This is a genomic window from Streptomyces pimonensis (assembly GCF_041380215.1).
GTDB classification, from domain to species: domain Bacteria; phylum Actinomycetota; class Actinomycetes; order Streptomycetales; family Streptomycetaceae; genus Streptomyces; species Streptomyces pimonensis.
In genome coordinates, this window is record NZ_JAHWZY010000019.1 from 122,283 (window position 1) to 138,991 (window position 16,709).

A 16,709-nucleotide genomic window follows, 5' to 3' on the forward strand; every position below is an offset into this window, starting at 1 on the left:
GCGCGCGGGCGCCGGGTTGACCAGAGCCGTGACGTCGGTCAGCCGCCGGTCCCGGTCCTGCCCCGGTCCGGGCCCGCCCTCTGCCACGCCAGGTCCCCACGCGCGTACCGGCGGCGGACCATCCGCCACACGGCCGGCCGCCTGAAGCCCTCGATGAAGGCCGCGGTCACCAGGGCGGCGCCGACGCCTGCCGGCACGGCGTGCGCCGTGGCCGTCGTGGTGTCCGGAGGGCGGGCCACCGTCGTCCCGCGCCCGTCGGTCCGCGTCCGGAAGCGGTCGCCCGGCCGGGGGCCTCCAGGGGCTTAGGCACCGGCCCGCTCCGCTCGGTGCCGTCCGGCGCGGTCCGGTGGGCGAGGGCGCGGTGGCGCGGCTCCCCGCCGACGGTTGTCTCCGGACCGGCGGCCGCCGGGGACGGGGACGGGGACGGGGACGGCTCGAGCTTGCGCACCACCGTGGACGTCACCAGGTGCCGGACCGGTACTGCGCGCGGACGGAACGCTGCAGGGCCTCCTGGGCGGCGCCTGCGACGAGGACGCCGGTCACCGGGGCACGGCGACGAGGAGGAGCAGCGCCGCGAACGCAGCCCAGGCCGGTCCGGCGGTACAACGGGTTGTGCCGCCGGCACCAGGGTCCGCCGATCGCTCGCACGCTCCGCGCTCCCTTCCCCCGCGGGTCCTTTCACGGATCTCTCGTGAAAGGGCCGACGCGCGAGCCCGGGACCCGGTTCCCGCGCTCGCGACGGGGACCACGGTGTGCGGCCCCACGACGCCGCCGGTGCCTGCGTTCCGGGCGCGGACAGCCGGACGCCGCCGGTCGGAGATCCGGCGGCGTCCCGTGCGGAGCGCGGTGGTCGGTGCTGTCCGAGGCGCGGCCGCGTTCCCCGCTCCGTCGGCGGAAATCCGACCCCCCTCCCCCGGGGGCGGCCGGAAGCGACCTCGGGGGCCTCCGGCGCGTCGGATGCGGACGGGCATGCCCGCGGGGCCGCCGTGCCGTACGGCGCCGACAGCCCCGGGCGGGCTCAGTACCCGCGGTACTGCTGGTTGTTGTACGGGTCCTGGTAGGGAGCGGGACGCGGAGCCGCGGGGCGCATCGCCTCGTAGCCGGCGGGCTGGACCGGACGCGGAGGCTGCGGCTGGGGGCCGGGATAGCCGCGCGGCGCGGTCGCCTGCTGCGGGATGTACGCCGGGGGCGCCTGCTGGAACGCGGCGGGCTGCGGCGCCTGCGGGTAGCCGTAGGAGGGCTGGGACGGGGCCGCCGGGAGGGCGGGCAACGCCGAGGGGAGGGCGGGCAGATGACTGGCCGGCGCCTCGTACGCGGCGGGGACCCGGATCGGGGCGATCTGCGGGGTGCCCCGCTCGGCCACGAGCGAGTCGTAGATCGGGGTGTCCGGGAAGGCAGCGGAGTAGTAGCCGCCGCCATAAGTGGAGCGGGGGGAGGTCATGGCACATAAGTTAAGCCCACGATGTGCTGGTTGGGGAGACCGATAAGAGGGTTGTTTTCCGTGCTCGCCGTGACCGGGGATCCCCAATGCGAGCGAACTTATGGAAAACGGGCACATCGACAGGCGTATTTCGTGTAAAGGCCGAGTTCCGGGCTGCTTACCGGCGGTTGGCCACCGGTTTCCGCACCCTCCCCGCGGGTCTTCCCCACGCGGGGGGAATAAGTTGTGCGGACGAGGACCGACGGATGCCGGGACCAGGCCTGGCACGGCGACCCGCGATGGGGGCGGACATGTCAATGCCGAAGGGATCGAACACACCGGTGCCGACGACGGCGCTGCGGGTGGATGTGGGCCGGCGCTCCGGCCCCGGTGTACCCGACACGGACGCCTCGGCCCTCCTGCTGGCCGGCGGGAAGGTCCGCTCCGACGACGACTTCGTCTTCTACAACCAGCCCGCCCACTTCTCCGGCGCCGTGCGCCACGAGGGCAAGCGGGAGACGGGAGGGCGGATCACCGACACCCTGCTCGTCGACCTCGCACGCGTGGAACCCGGCATCGAGACGGTGATCCTGGCCGCCTCCTGCGACGGCGGCACATTCGGACAGGTCCCGGACCTGTCCATCGAGGTCCAGGACGCCGCGAACGGCGCCGTGGCGGCCCGCTTCGACAGCACGGGCGCGACCACCGAGACGGCGTTCGTCCTCGGTGAGTTCTACCGGCGCCAGGGCGCCTGGAAGTTCCGCGCCGTCGGCCAGGGCTACAGCAGCGGACTCGAGGGCCTCGCCACCGACTACGGCATCACGGTGGACGAGCCGCAGCACACTCCCGCGCCCCCCGCAGCCCCCGCGGCGCCGGTGCCGCCCGCCGCACCCCCGGCCGCCACGCCCCCACCCGTCGCACCCCCCGTGCCGTCCGCGCCCCCCGCGCCGGTCCGGCTGACGAAGGTGACGCTCACCAAGGCGGCCCCCTCCGTCTCCCTGACCAAGCAGGGCGGGACCTCGGGCACCCTGCACGTGAACCTCACCTGGGAGGTCCGCAAGCAGTTCTCGGGCTGGGCCGGCAAGCTGGGCCGCCCGGCCGCCATGCACTCCGACCTCGATCTCGACCTGTGCGCCCTGTTCGAACTCACCGACGGACGCAAGGGCGTCGTCCAGGCCCTCGGCAACGCCTTCGGGGCACTGCACCAGCCCCCCTTCATCCACCTGGACGGCGACGACCGCACCGGCGCCTCGGCGAGCGGCGAGAACCTCACCGTCAACCTCGACCACAAGCACCTCCTCCGGCGCGTCCTCGTCTTCGTCACCATCTACGAGGGCGCCCGCTCCTTCGCCGACCTGCACGCCACGGTCACCCTCCGGCCGCAGCACGGCGCACCGATCGACTTCTCCCTCGACGAGTGCACCGTCCCCTCGACCGTGTGCGCGCTCGTCCTGGTCACCAACACCGGCGGCGGCGAACTCGTCGTCCAGCGCGAGGCCCGCTACCTGGTCCCCGAGCGTGGAGTGAGCCCGCAACGCACCGTCGACCACGCCTACGGGTGGGGCATGAACTGGACCCCCGGCCGTAAGTGAGGTGACGGGCGGTCAGCCCTCGTCGGGCACGGCGTCCGGACGCGCGTAGGTGCGGCCCTTCCAGGCCGCGCCGTGCCCCCGGTGGTGCCGCACCGCCGAGTCCACCGTCATCAGCAGGTACAGGAACGCGGTGAACGGCAGCAGGGGAGCGAGCCACAACGGCTGCCGGTAGTAACGGAGCATCGGGGCGTACGTACCCGCCATCACCAGCCAGGCCGCCGCACCGAGGACCGTCGTCGTCCCGCTCCCCGCCACCGCGCCCGCGGTCACCGCGACGGGCGGCACCAGATACACCAGGGTCAGCCCGGCGACCGTACCGGCCAGCAGCACCGGACTGTGCCGCAGTTGCGCGTACGCGCTCCGCGTCACCATGTGCCACAGATCGCGCAGCCGCGGATACGGACGCACGCTGTCCACCCGGTCCGCGAGCCCCAGCCAGACCCGCCCGCCGCTCCGCTTCACCGCGCGGGCGAGTGCCACGTCGTCGATGACGGCCTGCCTGATCGCGTCGGGGATCCGCGCCCGCCCGGCCGCCTCGGCACGCAGCAGCACACAGCCGCCCGCCGCGGCGGCCGTACGGGTCCCCTCCCGGCCGATCCGGCGGAACGGGTACAGCTGCGCGAAGAAGTAGACGAACGCCGGTACGACCAGGCGTTCCCAGAGGCTCTCCACCCGCAGCCGGGCCATCTGCGACACGACGTCGAACCCTCCGGTACGGGCCGCCGCCACCAGCCGGCGCAGGCCGTCCGGGGCGTGCGCGATGTCGGCGTCCGTCAGCAGCAGGTACTCGGGGCCACGCGCGCGTGCCAGTCCGACGCCGTGCCGCACCGCCCACAGTTTGCCGGTCCAGCCGGCAGGAGGCTCGCCCGGGAAGTCCACCGTGAGCGGCAGCCCGCCGTGCCGGTCCGCGATCTCCCGCGCGAGCTCCCCGGTGCCGTCCGTGCTGCCGTCGTCGACGAGGAGGACCTCGGCCCGGCCCGGATAGTCCTGGGCGAGCAGCGAGGGCAGGCTCGCGGGCAGCACCGCCGCCTCGTCACGCGCGGGGACCACGACGCACACCGACGGCCAGGTGTCCGGGTCGCGGGACGGCGGGAGCCGCACGTCGGTACGCCAGAAGAAGCCCTGGCAGAACAGCAGCCACCCCCAGGCGGCGAGTGATCCGGCGGCACTCCACACAACGGCGCTCACCCGCCGCAGTCTGCCCCACGGCAGGGACCCGGAGCGGCTCATCGTCTATCGTGGCCGGGTGAAGATCGCGCTCATGGACTCCGGAATCGGCCTGCTGGCGGCCACCGCCGCGGTGCGGCGCCTGCGCCCCGACGCCGATCTCGTCCTCTCCCTCGACCCCGACGGCATGCCCTGGGGGCCCAGGACCCCGGAGGACCTCACCGGGCGTGCCCTCGCCGTCGCGGAGGCGGCGGCCGCGCACCGGCCCGACGCGCTGATCGTCGGCTGCAACACCGCCACGGTGCACGCCCTCACCGCCCTGCGCGCCCGCCTCGAGCCCGGCCTGCCGGTCATCGGCACCGTCCCGGCGATCAAACCGGCCGCGGCCGGCGGCGGGCCGCTGGCGATCTGGGCCACACCGGCCACGACCGGCAGCCCCTACCAGCGGGACCTGATCGAGGACTTCGCCGACGGCGTCACCGTCACGGAGGTGCCGTGCCTGGGGCTCGCCGAGGCCGTGGAGCGCGCGGACGAGACGGCGATCGACGCCGCCGTCGCCGCGGCCGCCGAGCTGACCCCGGACGATGTGACGACCGTCGTCCTGGGCTGCACCCATTACGAACTGGTCGCCGAGCGCATCCGGGCCGCCGTGCAACGCCCCGGCAGGCCGCCGCTCGCCCTGCACGGCTCCGCCGGAGCGGTGGCCGCCCAGGCCCTGCGCCGCCTCGGCGAGCAGCCCGCCCCGGGGGCGCCGGCGAGCGGCACCGTGACGGTGCTGCTGAGCGGACGCGAGGGCGCCCTCCCCACGGCCGCCCTCACCTACGCGGAGGGCCGGCTGCTGCGGCAGGCCGCCGCCACCCGGACGGCGCAGTAACGCCGTGCTGCGCGGTCCCCACCGAGCGGATCCTGAGTAACCTCGAATCCATGAGGGACCACCGCCACGGTGAGCATGCCCCGTACTCCGGAGTCTGGACCGGTCGCGCGACCAACCGCTTCCAGTGGCTCCTGGCACTGATCGGCGCCGCCTGCCTGGCCCTCGGCATCACGCTGGCCGTCGGCTCCGCGTGGACGACCGGCGTCGCACCGCTGGCCATAGCCGTCGTCGGCTGCATCGCCGCCGGGCTGCTGGTCCTGTTCGGCACCCTCGCCTTCGTGCACGTCGCGCTGCGGGTCGACGAGGACCACCTGGAGGTGCGCTGCGGCCACATCGGCGTGCCCCGCCGCCGGATCCCGCTCGCGCACGTCGCGGGCGCGGAGTTCGCCCCGCACGTCACGCCGCGGCACTGGGGCGGCTGGGGATACCGCTGGCGGCCCGAGAAGGGCACCGCGGTCGTCGTACGCCGTGGCGAGGGTGTCATCCTGCGCCTGTGGGACGGCCACACCTTCACGGTGACGGTGGACGACGCGGAAGCGGCGGTGACGGTCATCCGCGACCGCCTCCGCCCCCACGGACCGGGCGCGACCCACTGACCGCCCCGCCGTTCCCACGGCCACCCGCGCCGCCCCCGCCCTCCGTGGGCAGACCGCGCAGACCCCCAGCACTGCGCCCCCCGCCGCGTCCGGACCGATCCGTCCCTCGCCGCCCGCGCCCGCGTCCGGACCGGCCGGAGCCGTCCCTGTGGAACCGCCCCGCCCCCGCGCCGCGTCCTCACCCCGGCCTGTGCCGGCGCCCCGGCCGCCGGCGGTGCCGTCACGGGCCGCACGACCGGGGCGCCGGCACACCGTGACGGCTGGTGTCCGGTTCGGGGACGTGTGGTGACAAGCCGCGCGGAGACGATGCGGCACCCAGCCCGCACACCCGGGGGGAGCGCGGGCCCGCCCGGCGTCCTCCGCCCGCCGACCGCGCTGCCGGCCGCCAGGTCACGCGCCGTAGACTCCCGGAGTGACCGTCACCGCAACCTCCGTCGGCGAGTCGGACCCGATGCCGCCGCAGACCGCGTCCCCGGCGCGGGGCGGGCGGCTCGTGCGGCTCCTCCCGGCCGCCGCAGCCGCGCTCTCGGGACTGCTCCTCTACGTCAGCTTCCCGCCGCGCACCCTGTGGTGGCTGGCCGTGCCCGCCTTCGCCGTCTTCGGCCGGGTGCTGCGCGGCCGGAGTTGGAAGGCCGCGCTCGGCCTCGGCTACCTCTTCGGCCTCGGCTTCCTGCTGCCGCTGCTGGTGTGGACCGGTGTGGAGGTCGGCCCCGGCCCGTGGATCGCCCTCGTGGTGATCGAGGCGGTCTTCGTCGCGCTGGTCGGCGCGGGCGTCGCCGCGGTGTCGAGACTCCCCGGGTGGCCGGTGTGGGCGGCGGCGCTGTGGACCGCCGGTGAGGCGGTACGCGCGCGCGTACCGTTCAGCGGCTTCCCCTGGGGCAAGGTCGCGTTCGGCCAGGCGGACGGCGCCTTCCTGCCGCTCGCCGCGCTCGGCGGCACCCCGGTGCTGGGCTTCGCCGTCGTGTTGTGCGGCTTCGGCCTGTACGAGGTCGTCCGGCTGACCCTGCGGGCCCGGCGCACCGGAACCGTACGGCGGGCTGCGGCGGTCGTCGGTGCGCTGAGCGTCGTCGTCCCGCCGGTGGCCGCCTTCGCCGCCCGGTCGCTGGTCAGCGACAAGGCCGAGGCCGGCACCGTGACCGTCGCCGTCATCCAGGGCAACGTGCCCCGTCTCGGCCTGGACTTCAACTCCCAGCGGCGCGCGGTCCTCGACCACCACGCGCGGGAGACGGAGCGCCTGGCCGCCGACGTCGCGGCAGGCAGGGCCGAGCAGCCCGACATCGTGCTGTGGCCGGAGAACTCCTCCGACATCGACCCCTTCACCAACGCCGACGCGCGCGCCGTCATCGACAGGGCGGCCAAGGCCATCGACGCGCCCGTCTCGGTCGGCGGCGTGGTCGACAGGGACGGCGAACTGCTCAACGAGCAGATCCTCTGGGACCCGGAGAAGGGCCCCGTCGACACCTACGACAAACGGCAGATCCAGCCGTTCGGCGAGTACCTCCCGCTGCGCTCGCTGGTGGGGGCGATCAACGAGAACTGGACGTCGATGGTCCGCCGGGACTTCAGCCGGGGCGGCGAGCCGGGCGTCTTCACCATGAACGGTGCCGGTGTCGGCCTGGTCACCTGCTACGAGGCCGCCTTCGACTGGGCGGTGCGCGACACGGTCACCGCCGGCGCCCAGCTGATCTCGGTGCCCAGCAACAACGCCACCTTCGGCCGCAGCGAGATGACCTACCAGCAGCTCGCCATGTCCCGGGTCCGTGCCGTGGAGCACAGCCGCGCCGTCACGGTGCCGGTGACCAGCGGGGTCAGCGCGATCATCATGCCCGACGGGGAGATCACGCAGAAGACCGGCATGTTCGTCGCCGGCTCGCTGGTGCGGGAGGTGCCGCTGCGCACCTCGCAGACCCCCGCCACCGGCCTCGGCGTCCTCCCGGAGATCGCCCTCGTCCTGGTCGCCGCGGGCGGACTGGGCTGGGCCGGCGCCGCCGGGGTGCGCGGGCGACACGCCGGTGACGTGCGGTAGTACCCCCGCCGCACACCCCCTGAAGCGCGGGTGAGGGCCCTGACCGGCCGGTTAGGGTCGGGGACATGGCTACTCCTGACTTCATCCGCACCCTGCGCGCCTCCGCAGGTCATCAGCTGCTCTGGCTTCCCGGAGTCACCGCCCTCGTCTTCGACGACGAGGGCAGGGTCCTGCTGAACCGCCGCACCGACACCCGCAAGTGGTCGGTGATCGGCGGCATCCCCGATCCCGGGGAGCAGCCCGCGGCCTGTGCCGTGCGGGAGGTCGAGGAGGAGACCGCGGTGCGCTGCGCCGTCGAGCGGGTCGTGCTGGTCCAGGCGCTGGAGCCGGTGACGTACGGCAACGGCGACGTCTGCCAGTACATGGACATCACCTTCCGCTGCCGTGCCCTCGGCGGCGAGGCACGGGTCAACGACGACGAGTCGCTGGAGGTCGGCTGGTTCGCCGTGGACGCGCTGCCGGAGCTCAACGAGTTCGCGCGCTTCCGGATCAAGCAGGCCATCTCGGACGCACCCACGTGGTTCGACCCCACTGGACTGGGCTGAACCGCAGGACCTGACCGCACGGGGCGGGCACGCGGGTGCCGTCCGGGGGCGGGACACGACCGCGTCCCGTGCCCTTTCCGGCACACCCACAGCATCGACACCGGCGTGCGGGACGAGGGCCCGTCGCGCTCCTCGGCGTGCCCCTGATGCTGGGGCACCGCGTCATCGGCGTCCTGTGCGCCGCGGACCGGCGGGCCCGGGTCTTCGAGCGGGGGCAGATCGCCCTGCTGGGTTCCTTCGCCACCCTCGCGGCGGTCGCCATCGACGCCGCCAGCCTGCTTGCAGAGACCCGCTCGGCCCTCGCCGGCCTGGAGCGCGCCAACGAAATCGTCCGAGATCGTCAAGGGCCGCAGCGCGGTCATCGAGCGCGCCTCGGACGTCCACGACCGGCTGGCCGTGCTGGTCCTGCGCGGCGGCGGGGTGCACGGCGTGGCCGCCGCCGTCTCCCAGATCCCGGACGGCACGGTGGAGTTCGTCGAGGCCACCGCGGCACCCGCCCCTGCTCTGGCGCCCTCGCGGGCGGAAGCCCACGGGGTACGGCACCGGGACGACTGGATCGCCGCGGTGGCCGCCGGCGACGAGTTCCTCGGCGCGTCGGCCCTGCGCGGCCGCCCCGCCCTCGACCTGGTCGACCAGTGCACGCTGGAACGCGCGGCCATGGTCACCTCACTGCTGCTGCTCGCCCGCCGCTCCGCCGCAGAGGCCGAACAGCGCGTCCGCGGCGAGCTGCCCGACGACATCGAGGGAGAGACGAATCCACAAGCCGACGATGACCAGCACCCCGGACAGCAGGAACGGGATCCTCCAGCCCCAGGCCCCGAACGCGGTGACCGACAGCACGGCGGTCAGCAGCGAAAGCACACCGGTCGCCAGCAACTGCCCCGCCAAGGCACCGGCCTGCGGCCACGGGGCCCGGAGCCCGCGTATGCCCCGGCGGCTCCCGTACGCAGAGCGTCCGCCGCGATGATGCGTTCCGGCAGGAGGAGGCGGCCGAGGAACGTGCGGGACGTGCCGTTGCTGCGGGGCATGCCGTCGGCTGCCTTTCGCCGGGGTGGGATCGGTGCGGACCGGACGGCGGGAGGTCACATGCCCCGGAGGAGACGGGACGGCGGGTTCCTGGCCGTGACCATGCCGATGGGGCGAACCGGTTGTGCGGGTGGCAGGATCGGACGGCCTGTGGGGAGGTGATCGGTGTCTGTACGCGGCCTTTCGGGGCGGCGCAGAGCCGATCGGCGTGTGTCCTGTCGATCGCTCCGGGGCAGATCGGGGTCTTACCAGGTGGGCCGCCGTGAGGGCCTCGGCGCCTCTGGACAGTGAGTTGTGCGGCTCGGTGGGATCACGTGGGGGCACGAGTGCCCCTCTGGCACGTCGTCGGCCGGCTGGTGGGACGATGCCCGCGGGGCGCGTCAGCGGGGTGTCGGCGTGGCTCGGACAGCGGCCGTGAGCGCTGCTGGGTGTGCAGGGACACGGTCGACGCAAGGCCCTGCGGGGGGCCCGGGTTCTTGTCCGTGTGATGAGGATTGCTGTTGAGCAGTGCGGTGATGAAGAGGCCGAGGAAGGCGATGACGACGAACACGGTGATGGTGATCAGCCACCAGCTGCGCCCCTCGTCTTCGTCCTGCCGACTGTCGGTCTCCTCCTGACTGTCGGCTTCTTGCCGGCTGTTGGTGGTCTCGCCGCGGGGCTCGTCGGGGAACTGCTGGTTGAGGGCGTCCATGGTCGCGGCCAGCGAGGGATCGTCCTGCGCGAGGCGCCGTTCGAGCTGTGCGATGATGCGTCCTTCGTTCATCTCGGGGTTCATGCTCGTCACCTTGGTCCTTGTGGGGCGGGGCCGGTACCGGACGGTTCTTGTGGCTGTCGGAGCATGTCGACGAGGCGCAGCACCTCCATGGGGAGCGGGAAGACGAGGGAGGGAGTTCCGTTCGCTGGTGATCTCGGCCATGGTGGACAGGATCCGCAGGTGGGGGCCCCGGGCTCGCCAGCTCGTGGATCACGGCCAGGTGCCCGATCGACAGGAAGAGGAACGCCGGCTCGGGACTGGTCAGCGGCTGCCGGAGCTCACCGAAGAGCCCCAGGTCGTTCCTCTCGATCCGGACGTCCGCCGTGCGCAGCACGACCTCGCGCTCCGCGCCCTGACCGCCGACGACGACCCGTCGGCCGTCCACCGCGTCGAGCAGAGCCTCACGTGAGGGCGTCACGAGGTCGACCACGCCGGCGCGTACGGTCTGACCGCCGGACAGGGACGTTCCCTCACGCACCATGTCCCGGGTGAAGTCGGTGCTGCGGCCTCGCTGCCCGGTGACGGACACTGCGAAGACGACCGAGTCGTTGACCACCTTCTCGCTCGCCTCGTCGTCCTGGCCTGTCACCGGTGTGCCGGTCCCGGTACGGGCCCCGGGGGCCATGGCGGCGATGTGCGCGGACATCGTGAGGCAGGCGCCCGCGGACGCCGCCCGAGCACTCGGTCGCGTCATGTACGCGACCATCGGGGCCTCCGCTGCGAGGAACTCCTGCACGATTTCCCGGGCCGACCGCAGCAGACCGCCAGGGGCGTCCATCTCGATCGGATAGGCCGTATGCCCGTCCCGCTCGGCCACGCGCAGCCCCTCCTCGGGTTGGTCTTCGATGACGGGGGTGATCGTGCCGTCGGCCCGCGTGACGAGCACCGTCGAGGACTGCGCCGTACTCATGGCCGGTGCGGCCAGGAGGATTCCGACGACCCTCCGGACCACAGGCGCTGAGCGGAGTCGGGGCATGTCGCCGCAGTCCCTTTGTCGGTGGCACGCGTCCTGACCGGTCGCGTCCCCGCCCTGGGTGCTTTGCCGAGCGGGTACCCCCTGTGGTTCGGCCGAACGCCGCGACGTGTCTGTGCAGCGGTGGCTGTTCCGCGCCCGTGGAGGTCGCCGACCTCCGGCAACCTCCGCGGAGCTGCGGGGGCCCTGCTCCACCGGTCTGGGTGCTCACGTCACGCGAGGAGGGCAGTGGGCGGGTGCGGCGTGCTGATCCGGCAGAGGCCGTCCGGCCACCCCGCGGCACGGCCATCTGGGCTGCCCTCCCTTCCCGGCAGCGACACAATGCAAGGAGATCTGCGAAAGCGGACGAACCAGGTGAACCCGCGATGGCCGAAAGCAGCCACCCCCGCACTGACAGCACGGGGAACGGACAGCCGCACCAGGAGGTGCTGGCCCGGGCCTTGGTGCGGTGCGGCGAGCTGAGCGCGGAGGAACGGTCCCGTCCGCGCCGTGGGGCGGAGTACGCCGCTGAGGACTCCGCACATCATGGCCTCATGCGCTGCGCACTGCACCCGGTCGTCCTGGTCGTCGGCGTCGTCCACACCGACAACGACGGGTTCCGCGTCAGCCATTCCCGGCTCCCTCGGGAGCGATCGCCCCTGGGTGCTTGTGCCGGGTACGGGCATCCGGGCGTGAGCCGCCAGGTGGGTCCGCGAGGTGGCGCCGTCGGTTCGGCCAGGCAGGGGACGGTGGTGGTCACCGCGGGGCGGTGACCACCACCGCGTAGCTGCCGACGCCCACGAGGTCCTCGCCCAGGATCTGTTCCTCCCCGGTCACCAGGTGGGTGATGCGGCCTGACTGCTCGTCGAACTCGACGTCCATCACGGTGCCCTTCTCGAGCCCCGTTTCGGTCAGGACGGCTTTCCCGATGGGGTTGTGCACGGCGTGGGCCTGATCGCTTGAATCAAGGTCCTTCTCGTCGCAGACGCGGTCGGGCTCCCCGACGGACACCGCGTCCGGTCCAAAGGACTGGACGTCTTCCCAGCGGAGCGTGTGGTGTCCCCGGCCCCGCGTCTTCAGGCGCAGACCAGCGATGTGCGCCGGTGACGGGGCGACGGTGCACCCGGTGACCGCTCCGATGGTCTCGGCCGTCGTAAGGTCCACGACGGCCTTGCCCCGGGCCTTGCTGAGCAGCATCGGTCAGTCCTCCTGCGGGTCGTGTGCGGGCCCGTGGCGCAGACCTTCCACGGCGGAACCGAACCCTCCGAGGTCGCCCGCGCTGTGCTGTGCGGTGGCGTCGGGGACGAGGATGCGTTCACCGGAGACGGTGACGGGGCCGACGACGGGCAGGAGAACCCGCTCGCGCTCGGCGGTCTCCACCTCGTAACCGGCCACCGCCGGTTTCCGGCCGGTCGCGACGACGGCGTCGGTGACCTTTCCCAGCTGTGTGCCGCTGCGGGTCGTGACCGCGGCGCCCAGGACGTTGACCCCGGCTCGCTCGTCCTCGCCCGGTCCGGCGGCGGCGTCGTCCTCCTCCAGCGCGCTCTCGTCGCGGATCATGACGGCGTGCGGTCCCCAGGCGTGGATGTTCCTCCACAGCAGGGCGCGGTGGAGCGGACCCGCGAGAAGGCCGCGGCCGGCCAGGGTGAAGCACCGGATGTCGCCGGTCGAGGAGTCGAAGACGATGTCCTTGACCTGCCCGACGTCGTCCCCGGCCAGGGTCACCACGGGTTTTTTGGTGACCTCGCTGGCTCTCATGTAGACGGTCATGACCTTGGCCCCCCTCCGCCTCGGGGACGGCGACCTTGCGCTATGACACCACCGGAGCGGCGCCGCGCCTGCAGTGCCGCGATGCCGACAGTGACAGCCGCGAGGATCGCGAGCGCGATGATGAGCCAGGCCCACCATTCCATGTCGGTGTTCCTCCTCGCCCGCACGATGGCCTACACCCTTGGTTCAAGGATATGTCCACATGTGTCAAGGTGCCGAACGAAAAGGGAGGGTCGGTCCGGCTCGCGACCCGGTCGTGGTCTCACCGCAGCACGGGCTCGGGCAACGTGTCGGCACGCCAGGGCCTGTTGCGTGGTCACGACGGGGGGATCTTGAGGACGCCGTCGTCGTAGTCGACGGTGATCGAGCCGAAGTCGCTGAGTACGTCCGAACCGAGCAGGCCCTCAATGCCGCCTCCTCCTCTGGGTGGCCCCAGGCCGATGACCGTGAGCTCACCCGGGGCGAGAGGCAGGTCACCGACCTTCCACTGGTCCACTCGGACAACGGGGACTTCCCCTGTGCCGAGGATCCCGCTCACCGGACGTCGCTCGCCGGTGCGTTCCAGACCGATCCGGCCCGCGACGTCTTCGTCAATGACGCTTGTGGAGGCGCCGGTGTCCAGGGCGAACATGTAAGGCCCCCGGTCTTCGAAGCTCACCGGGACGAACGCCAACGTCCGGCCGCCCTGCTCCACGACCTTGAGCGGTACCTCGCGCGCCACCCCTGGAGAGGTTCGCGTCGCTCCCGTGTCGTTGTCGTCGCGGTCCTCGACCACGACGCAGCCCGTGAACAGGAACAACAGGGACGTCACCAGTGCGGCGAGGAGCCGCCGGTGTCTGCGCCGACGCCTCCCGCCGGGCGCTCGGCCGTCCTGCGGGTTCATGCGACCCAGGTCCCCGCCCGGGGGCCCTGCAAACAGGTCCACGCCGGAGGATTGCGCGGCGCTGCGGAAGCCCCGTGTCGGACGCCCGCCTCAGGGTAATCGGTCACAAAAGTCCGAATTGAGGAGGTGGGGGCGATGCTCCTGCTGGCGCTCCTGCTCGTGCTGGCCACCGGCGCGTTTACGGTACTCGTCGTCGTGGAGAACTTCTCGGGTGGCCCGGAGTACGCGGTGGATCTCTTCGGTGAACGTATCGCGACGCTGAGCACGCCCGGTCTGTTCCTCTCCGGCGTGGCACTGGCGCTCATCTTCTGCCTGGGCTTGGCGCTCCTCGCGTCCGCACTGAAGCGACACCGCCACAGGTGAGAGGTCCTCATGTCCGCTCCCATCGCCCCGGCGGCAGGGGAGCGAGAGGAGCGACCGCCGTCCGAGCCGGGGCATCGCCGACGCGGCCGGCACCTCTTCGGACACTGACGTACCCGCTTCGCTCTCGGCCCGCCGCCCCGCCCACACCGGTCGGCATCCAAGCGCCGATCGATCACCGGCTCGCACGGTCAGGTGTGAGGCCACGAGAGGACCGGGGCGAACAGGGAGGTGGCCGCTGTGCGGGCGACGTTCTCACTGGGCCGTGTGGCAGGTATCCGAGTGGGCGTGCACTGGAGCGTCCTGGTCATCTGCGTCCTGATCCTGGTCGGGCTGGCAGGGGGCAGCTTCCGGGACGCACAGGCCGATCGACCGGCGTGGCAGTACTGGCTCGCCTCAGCGGTGACCGCGGTGTTCTTCCTGCTGTCGCTGCTCGCTCATGAGATCGGCCACGCCCTTGTCGCCCGCCGTAACGGAGTGGCCGTCGAGGACATCACCCTCTGGCTGCTGGGCGGTCTCGCGCGGCTCAGGAGCGAGGCGTCCACTCCCGGAGCGGAACTGCGCATCGCCGGCGTGGGACCGCTGGTCAGCCTGCTGCTCGGGGGGCTGTTCGCCCTGGCGGCAGGGCTGCTGGACGGAGTGCCCGACGCCGGGCTCGCGGTGGCCGCGCTGACCTGGCTGGCGGGGATCAACATCCTGCTGGCCGTCTTCAACGCCCTGCCCGCCGCGCCCCTGGACGGCGGCCGGCTGCTGAGGGCGATCGTGTGGTGGAAGACCGGCAGCCCGCTCCGTGCCACGGCGGTGGCCACGGCCGCCGGCCGGGTCCTGGGGTGGCTCCTGGTGGGCCTCGGCTTGTACCTCGTCCTGGCCGGGGCCGTGTTCGGCGGTATCTGGCTGGTGGTCATCGGCTGGTTCGTCATCGCGATGGCCTCGGTGGAGGGAGACCGGGCGAGACTGCGTGAGCTACTGGCCGGAATTCCGGTGAGCGACGTGATGACGCCCGATCCCGTGACCGTCCTTGCCGCCACCACAGTCAGCGAGTTCCTCACCGACCCGAACTACCGCTACCGTCACTCGGCCTTCCCCGTCGTCACCAACGGCAACACCGTGGCCGGCCTGGTCACCCTCAAGGGAGCCGACGCCCTCCCGGAGACGGAACGCGCGTCCACCACAGTCACGGACGTGATGGTGCCGGTCGACGACCTGCCGACTCCCCACCCCGGCGACCCGCTGGCCCGGCTCGTACCCGAGCTGCAGGCCCGGCCCGCGCACCGCGCGCTCGTCCTGGAAGGAGGCCGACTGGTCGGGATCGTCACGTCCTCCGACATCAGCCGGGTCACCGCCTGGCTGAGCTCGTCGTCCGCATGGCGAAAGCGGGCCCTGTGAAGTGCGGAGGACGACCGTTCGGGCGCTCCTCCCGGGGGCGGTTTCGTGTGACGTTTGCGCCGCCGTCGGCACGGTTACCCGTGCAATTCCGTCACAGCACCATGCCCACCGGCAGAAACGGAACGCTCATGGCCAGCATGAAGGTGTCCGACTACATCCTCCGGCGGCTGCGTGAGTGGGACGTCGACCACGTCTTCGCCTACGCGGGCGACGGCATCAACGGCCTGCTCGCCGCGTGGGGCCGCGCGGACAACAAGCCGAAGTTCGTGCAGGCGCGGCACGAGGAGATGTCCGCCTTCCAGGCCGTCGGCTACGCCAAGTTCTCCGGCAAGGTGGGCGTGTGCGCGGCCACCTCCGGACCGGGCGCGATCCACCTGCTGAACGGGCTCTACGACGCCAAGCTCGACCACGTTCCGGTCGTGGCGCTGGTCGGGCAGACCAACCGCAGTGCGATGGGCGGCTCGTACCAGCAGGAAGTCGACCTGCAGAACCTGTACAAGGACGTGGCCTCGGACTTCTGCGAGACGGCGACGGTGCCCGAGCAGCTGCCGAACCTGATCGACCGGGCGTTTCGCACCGCGTACGCCAGGCACACGGTCACCGCGGTCATCCTCCCCGCCGACGTGCAGGAGCTGGACTACAGCCCGCCGACCCACGCCTTCAAGATGGTGCCCTCCAGCCTGGGGCTGGGACGCTACGCGCCGGTGCCCGCGGACGAGGACGTCCAGCGGGCCGCCGACGTGCTCAACGCCGGGGAGAAGGTCGCCGTCCTCATCGGGCAGGGCGCGCGCGGTGCGCGTGCGGAGGTCGAACGGCTGGCGGACGTACTGGGTGCCGGGGTGGCCAAGGCCCTGCTGGGCAAGGACGTGCTGCCGGACGACCTGCCCTATGTGACCGGAGCGATCGGGCTGCTCGGTACCCGCCCCTCCTACGAGCTGATGCGGGGGTGCGACACCCTGCTGGTGATCGGCTCCAGCTTCCCCTACACGCAGTTCATGCCGGAGCTGGACCAGGCGCGGGCCGTGCAGATCGACATCGACCCGCACATGATCGGTCTGCGTTATCCCTTCGAGGTGAACCTCGTGGGTGATGCCCGCGAGACGCTGCGGCGGCTGCTGCCGCGCCTGCATCGCAAGGAGAGCCGGACCTGGCGGGAGGAGATCGAGAAGAACAACGCCCGCTGGTGGGAGGTGATGCAGCGCCGCGCCGCTGTCAACGCCGATCCGATCAACCCCGAGTACGTGATCCACGCGCTGGACGGCAGGCTCCCCGAGGACGCTGTCATCACCGCCGACTCCGGTTCGGCCGCCAACTGGTACGCCCGGCACCTGCGGCTGCGCGGCCGGATGCGCGGCTCG

At 72.6% G+C, this 16,709-nt stretch carries 15 protein-coding genes and 4 pseudogenes; 10 read left to right on the forward strand and 9 right to left on the reverse strand.

Annotation, left to right across the window (positions count from 1 at the left end; all coding sequences use genetic code 11):
- Nucleotides 1-38: 38 nt before the first annotated feature.
- Together KYY02_RS20445 and KYY02_RS20450 are read right to left on the reverse strand one after the other, a co-directional pair.
- Nucleotides 39-648, reverse strand: a pseudogene (locus KYY02_RS20445) (Rv1733c family protein).
- Between the two features lie 370 nt (nucleotides 649-1,018).
- Nucleotides 1,019-1,441, reverse strand: coding sequence for a DUF6643 family protein (locus KYY02_RS20450; protein WP_371239893.1), 423 nt, complete (start codon nucleotides 1,439-1,441; stop codon nucleotides 1,019-1,021).
- A gap of 296 nt (nucleotides 1,442-1,737) precedes the next feature.
- Here KYY02_RS20450 and KYY02_RS20455 point away from each other — a divergent pair, with 296 nt between their 5' ends.
- Nucleotides 1,738-3,012 (forward strand): TerD family protein, encoded by a 1,275-nt coding sequence (locus KYY02_RS20455; RefSeq protein WP_371239925.1) that lies wholly within the window; start codon nucleotides 1,738-1,740, stop codon nucleotides 3,010-3,012.
- A 12-nt stretch (nucleotides 3,013-3,024) separates the two neighbouring features.
- Here the strand turns inward: KYY02_RS20455 and KYY02_RS20460 are convergent, their stop codons facing one another.
- Nucleotides 3,025-4,242 carry a glycosyltransferase gene (locus KYY02_RS20460; RefSeq protein WP_371239895.1) on the reverse strand — a complete coding sequence of 406 codons (1,218 nt, stop codon included), beginning with the start codon at nucleotides 4,240-4,242 and terminating at the stop codon, nucleotides 3,025-3,027.
- Between the two features lie 16 nt (nucleotides 4,243-4,258).
- On the opposite strand from KYY02_RS20460, the gene KYY02_RS20465 reads away from it, so the two are divergent.
- The 5 genes and pseudogenes from KYY02_RS20465 to KYY02_RS20485 all read left to right on the forward strand — a co-directional run.
- Nucleotides 4,259-5,053: a glutamate racemase gene (locus KYY02_RS20465; RefSeq protein WP_371239897.1), complete on the forward strand. Its 795-nt coding sequence runs from the start codon at nucleotides 4,259-4,261 to the stop codon at nucleotides 5,051-5,053.
- Nucleotides 5,054-5,103: 50 nt separating this feature from the next.
- Nucleotides 5,104-5,649: a hypothetical protein gene (locus KYY02_RS20470; protein WP_371239899.1), complete on the forward strand. Its 546-nt coding sequence runs from the start codon at nucleotides 5,104-5,106 to the stop codon at nucleotides 5,647-5,649.
- A 412-nt stretch (nucleotides 5,650-6,061) separates the two neighbouring features.
- Nucleotides 6,062-7,675 carry an apolipoprotein N-acyltransferase gene (gene lnt / locus KYY02_RS20475; RefSeq protein ID WP_371239901.1) on the forward strand — a complete coding sequence of 538 codons (1,614 nt, stop codon included), beginning with the start codon at nucleotides 6,062-6,064 and terminating at the stop codon, nucleotides 7,673-7,675.
- Nucleotides 7,676-7,740: 65 nt separating this feature from the next.
- Nucleotides 7,741-8,220: an NUDIX hydrolase gene (locus KYY02_RS20480; RefSeq protein WP_371239903.1), complete on the forward strand. Its 480-nt coding sequence runs from the start codon at nucleotides 7,741-7,743 to the stop codon at nucleotides 8,218-8,220.
- Between the two features lie 75 nt (nucleotides 8,221-8,295).
- Nucleotides 8,296-8,961 (forward strand): annotated as a pseudogene (locus KYY02_RS20485) (GAF domain-containing protein); the annotation flags it as partial.
- Here KYY02_RS20485 and KYY02_RS20490 read toward each other — a convergent pair.
- Both KYY02_RS20490 and KYY02_RS20495 read right to left on the reverse strand, forming a co-directional pair.
- Nucleotides 8,959-9,144, reverse strand: a pseudogene (locus tag KYY02_RS20490) (MFS transporter); the annotation flags it as partial. The pseudogenes KYY02_RS20485 and KYY02_RS20490 sit on opposite strands and share 3 nt — an antisense overlap.
- A gap of 412 nt (nucleotides 9,145-9,556) precedes the next feature.
- Nucleotides 9,557-10,021 carry a DUF3040 domain-containing protein gene (locus tag KYY02_RS20495; protein ID WP_371239905.1) on the reverse strand — a complete coding sequence of 155 codons (465 nt, stop codon included), beginning with the start codon at nucleotides 10,019-10,021 and terminating at the stop codon, nucleotides 9,557-9,559.
- Between the two features lie 199 nt (nucleotides 10,022-10,220).
- On the opposite strand from KYY02_RS20495, the gene KYY02_RS20500 reads away from it, so the two are divergent.
- On the forward strand, nucleotides 10,221-10,409 hold the full coding sequence (locus KYY02_RS20500; protein WP_371239907.1) for a hypothetical protein: 189 nt from the start codon (nucleotides 10,221-10,223) through the stop codon (nucleotides 10,407-10,409).
- 57 nt (nucleotides 10,410-10,466) lie between these two features.
- Here KYY02_RS20500 and KYY02_RS33980 read toward each other — a convergent pair.
- From KYY02_RS33980 to KYY02_RS20515, 4 genes and pseudogenes are all read right to left on the reverse strand, one after another.
- Nucleotides 10,467-10,976 (reverse strand): annotated as a pseudogene (locus tag KYY02_RS33980) (Clp protease/crotonase-like domain-containing protein); the annotation flags it as partial.
- A 732-nt stretch (nucleotides 10,977-11,708) separates the two neighbouring features.
- Nucleotides 11,709-12,149, reverse strand: coding sequence for a PRC-barrel domain-containing protein (locus tag KYY02_RS20505; RefSeq protein ID WP_371239909.1), 441 nt, complete (start codon nucleotides 12,147-12,149; stop codon nucleotides 11,709-11,711).
- Between the two features lie 3 nt (nucleotides 12,150-12,152).
- A complete protein-coding gene (locus KYY02_RS20510) occupies nucleotides 12,153-12,722 on the reverse strand; it encodes a PRC-barrel domain-containing protein (RefSeq protein WP_371239911.1) in 570 nt (189 codons plus the stop codon).
- A gap of 316 nt (nucleotides 12,723-13,038) precedes the next feature.
- Nucleotides 13,039-13,497, reverse strand: a complete 459-nt coding sequence (locus KYY02_RS20515) for a retropepsin-like aspartic protease (RefSeq protein ID WP_371239913.1) — start codon at nucleotides 13,495-13,497, stop codon at nucleotides 13,039-13,041.
- A 243-nt stretch (nucleotides 13,498-13,740) separates the two neighbouring features.
- Here KYY02_RS20515 and KYY02_RS20520 point away from each other — a divergent pair, with 243 nt between their 5' ends.
- From KYY02_RS20520 to KYY02_RS20530, 3 genes are all read left to right on the forward strand, one after another.
- Nucleotides 13,741-13,968 carry a hypothetical protein gene (locus tag KYY02_RS20520; RefSeq protein ID WP_371239915.1) on the forward strand — a complete coding sequence of 76 codons (228 nt, stop codon included), beginning with the start codon at nucleotides 13,741-13,743 and terminating at the stop codon, nucleotides 13,966-13,968.
- A gap of 264 nt (nucleotides 13,969-14,232) precedes the next feature.
- Nucleotides 14,233-15,351 carry a site-2 protease family protein gene (locus KYY02_RS20525; RefSeq protein ID WP_371239917.1) on the forward strand — a complete coding sequence of 373 codons (1,119 nt, stop codon included), beginning with the start codon at nucleotides 14,233-14,235 and terminating at the stop codon, nucleotides 15,349-15,351.
- Nucleotides 15,352-15,488: 137 nt separating this feature from the next.
- The coding region (locus KYY02_RS20530; RefSeq protein ID WP_371239927.1) for a thiamine pyrophosphate-binding protein at nucleotides 15,489-16,709 on the forward strand (1,221 nt) is incomplete at its 3' end.

Coding starts and splice junctions, on each gene's coding strand:
- KYY02_RS20450 (WP_371239893.1), bottom strand. CDS start 1,441: ATGACCTCCCCCCGCTCCACTTATGGCGGCGGCTACTACTCCGCTGCC.
- KYY02_RS20505 (WP_371239909.1), bottom strand. CDS start 12,149: ATGCTGCTCAGCAAGGCCCGGGGCAAGGCCGTCGTGGACCTTACGACG.
- KYY02_RS20470 (WP_371239899.1), top strand. CDS start 5,104: ATGAGGGACCACCGCCACGGTGAGCATGCCCCGTACTCCGGAGTCTGG.
- KYY02_RS20455 (WP_371239925.1), top strand. CDS start 1,738: ATGCCGAAGGGATCGAACACACCGGTGCCGACGACGGCGCTGCGGGTG.
- KYY02_RS20510 (WP_371239911.1), bottom strand. CDS start 12,722: ATGACCGTCTACATGAGAGCCAGCGAGGTCACCAAAAAACCCGTGGTG.
- KYY02_RS20460 (WP_371239895.1), bottom strand. CDS start 4,242: ATGAGCCGCTCCGGGTCCCTGCCGTGGGGCAGACTGCGGCGGGTGAGC.
- KYY02_RS20480 (WP_371239903.1), top strand. CDS start 7,741: ATGGCTACTCCTGACTTCATCCGCACCCTGCGCGCCTCCGCAGGTCAT.
- KYY02_RS20495 (WP_371239905.1), bottom strand. CDS start 10,021: ATGAACCCCGAGATGAACGAAGGACGCATCATCGCACAGCTCGAACGG.
- KYY02_RS20520 (WP_371239915.1), top strand. CDS start 13,741: ATGCTCCTGCTGGCGCTCCTGCTCGTGCTGGCCACCGGCGCGTTTACG.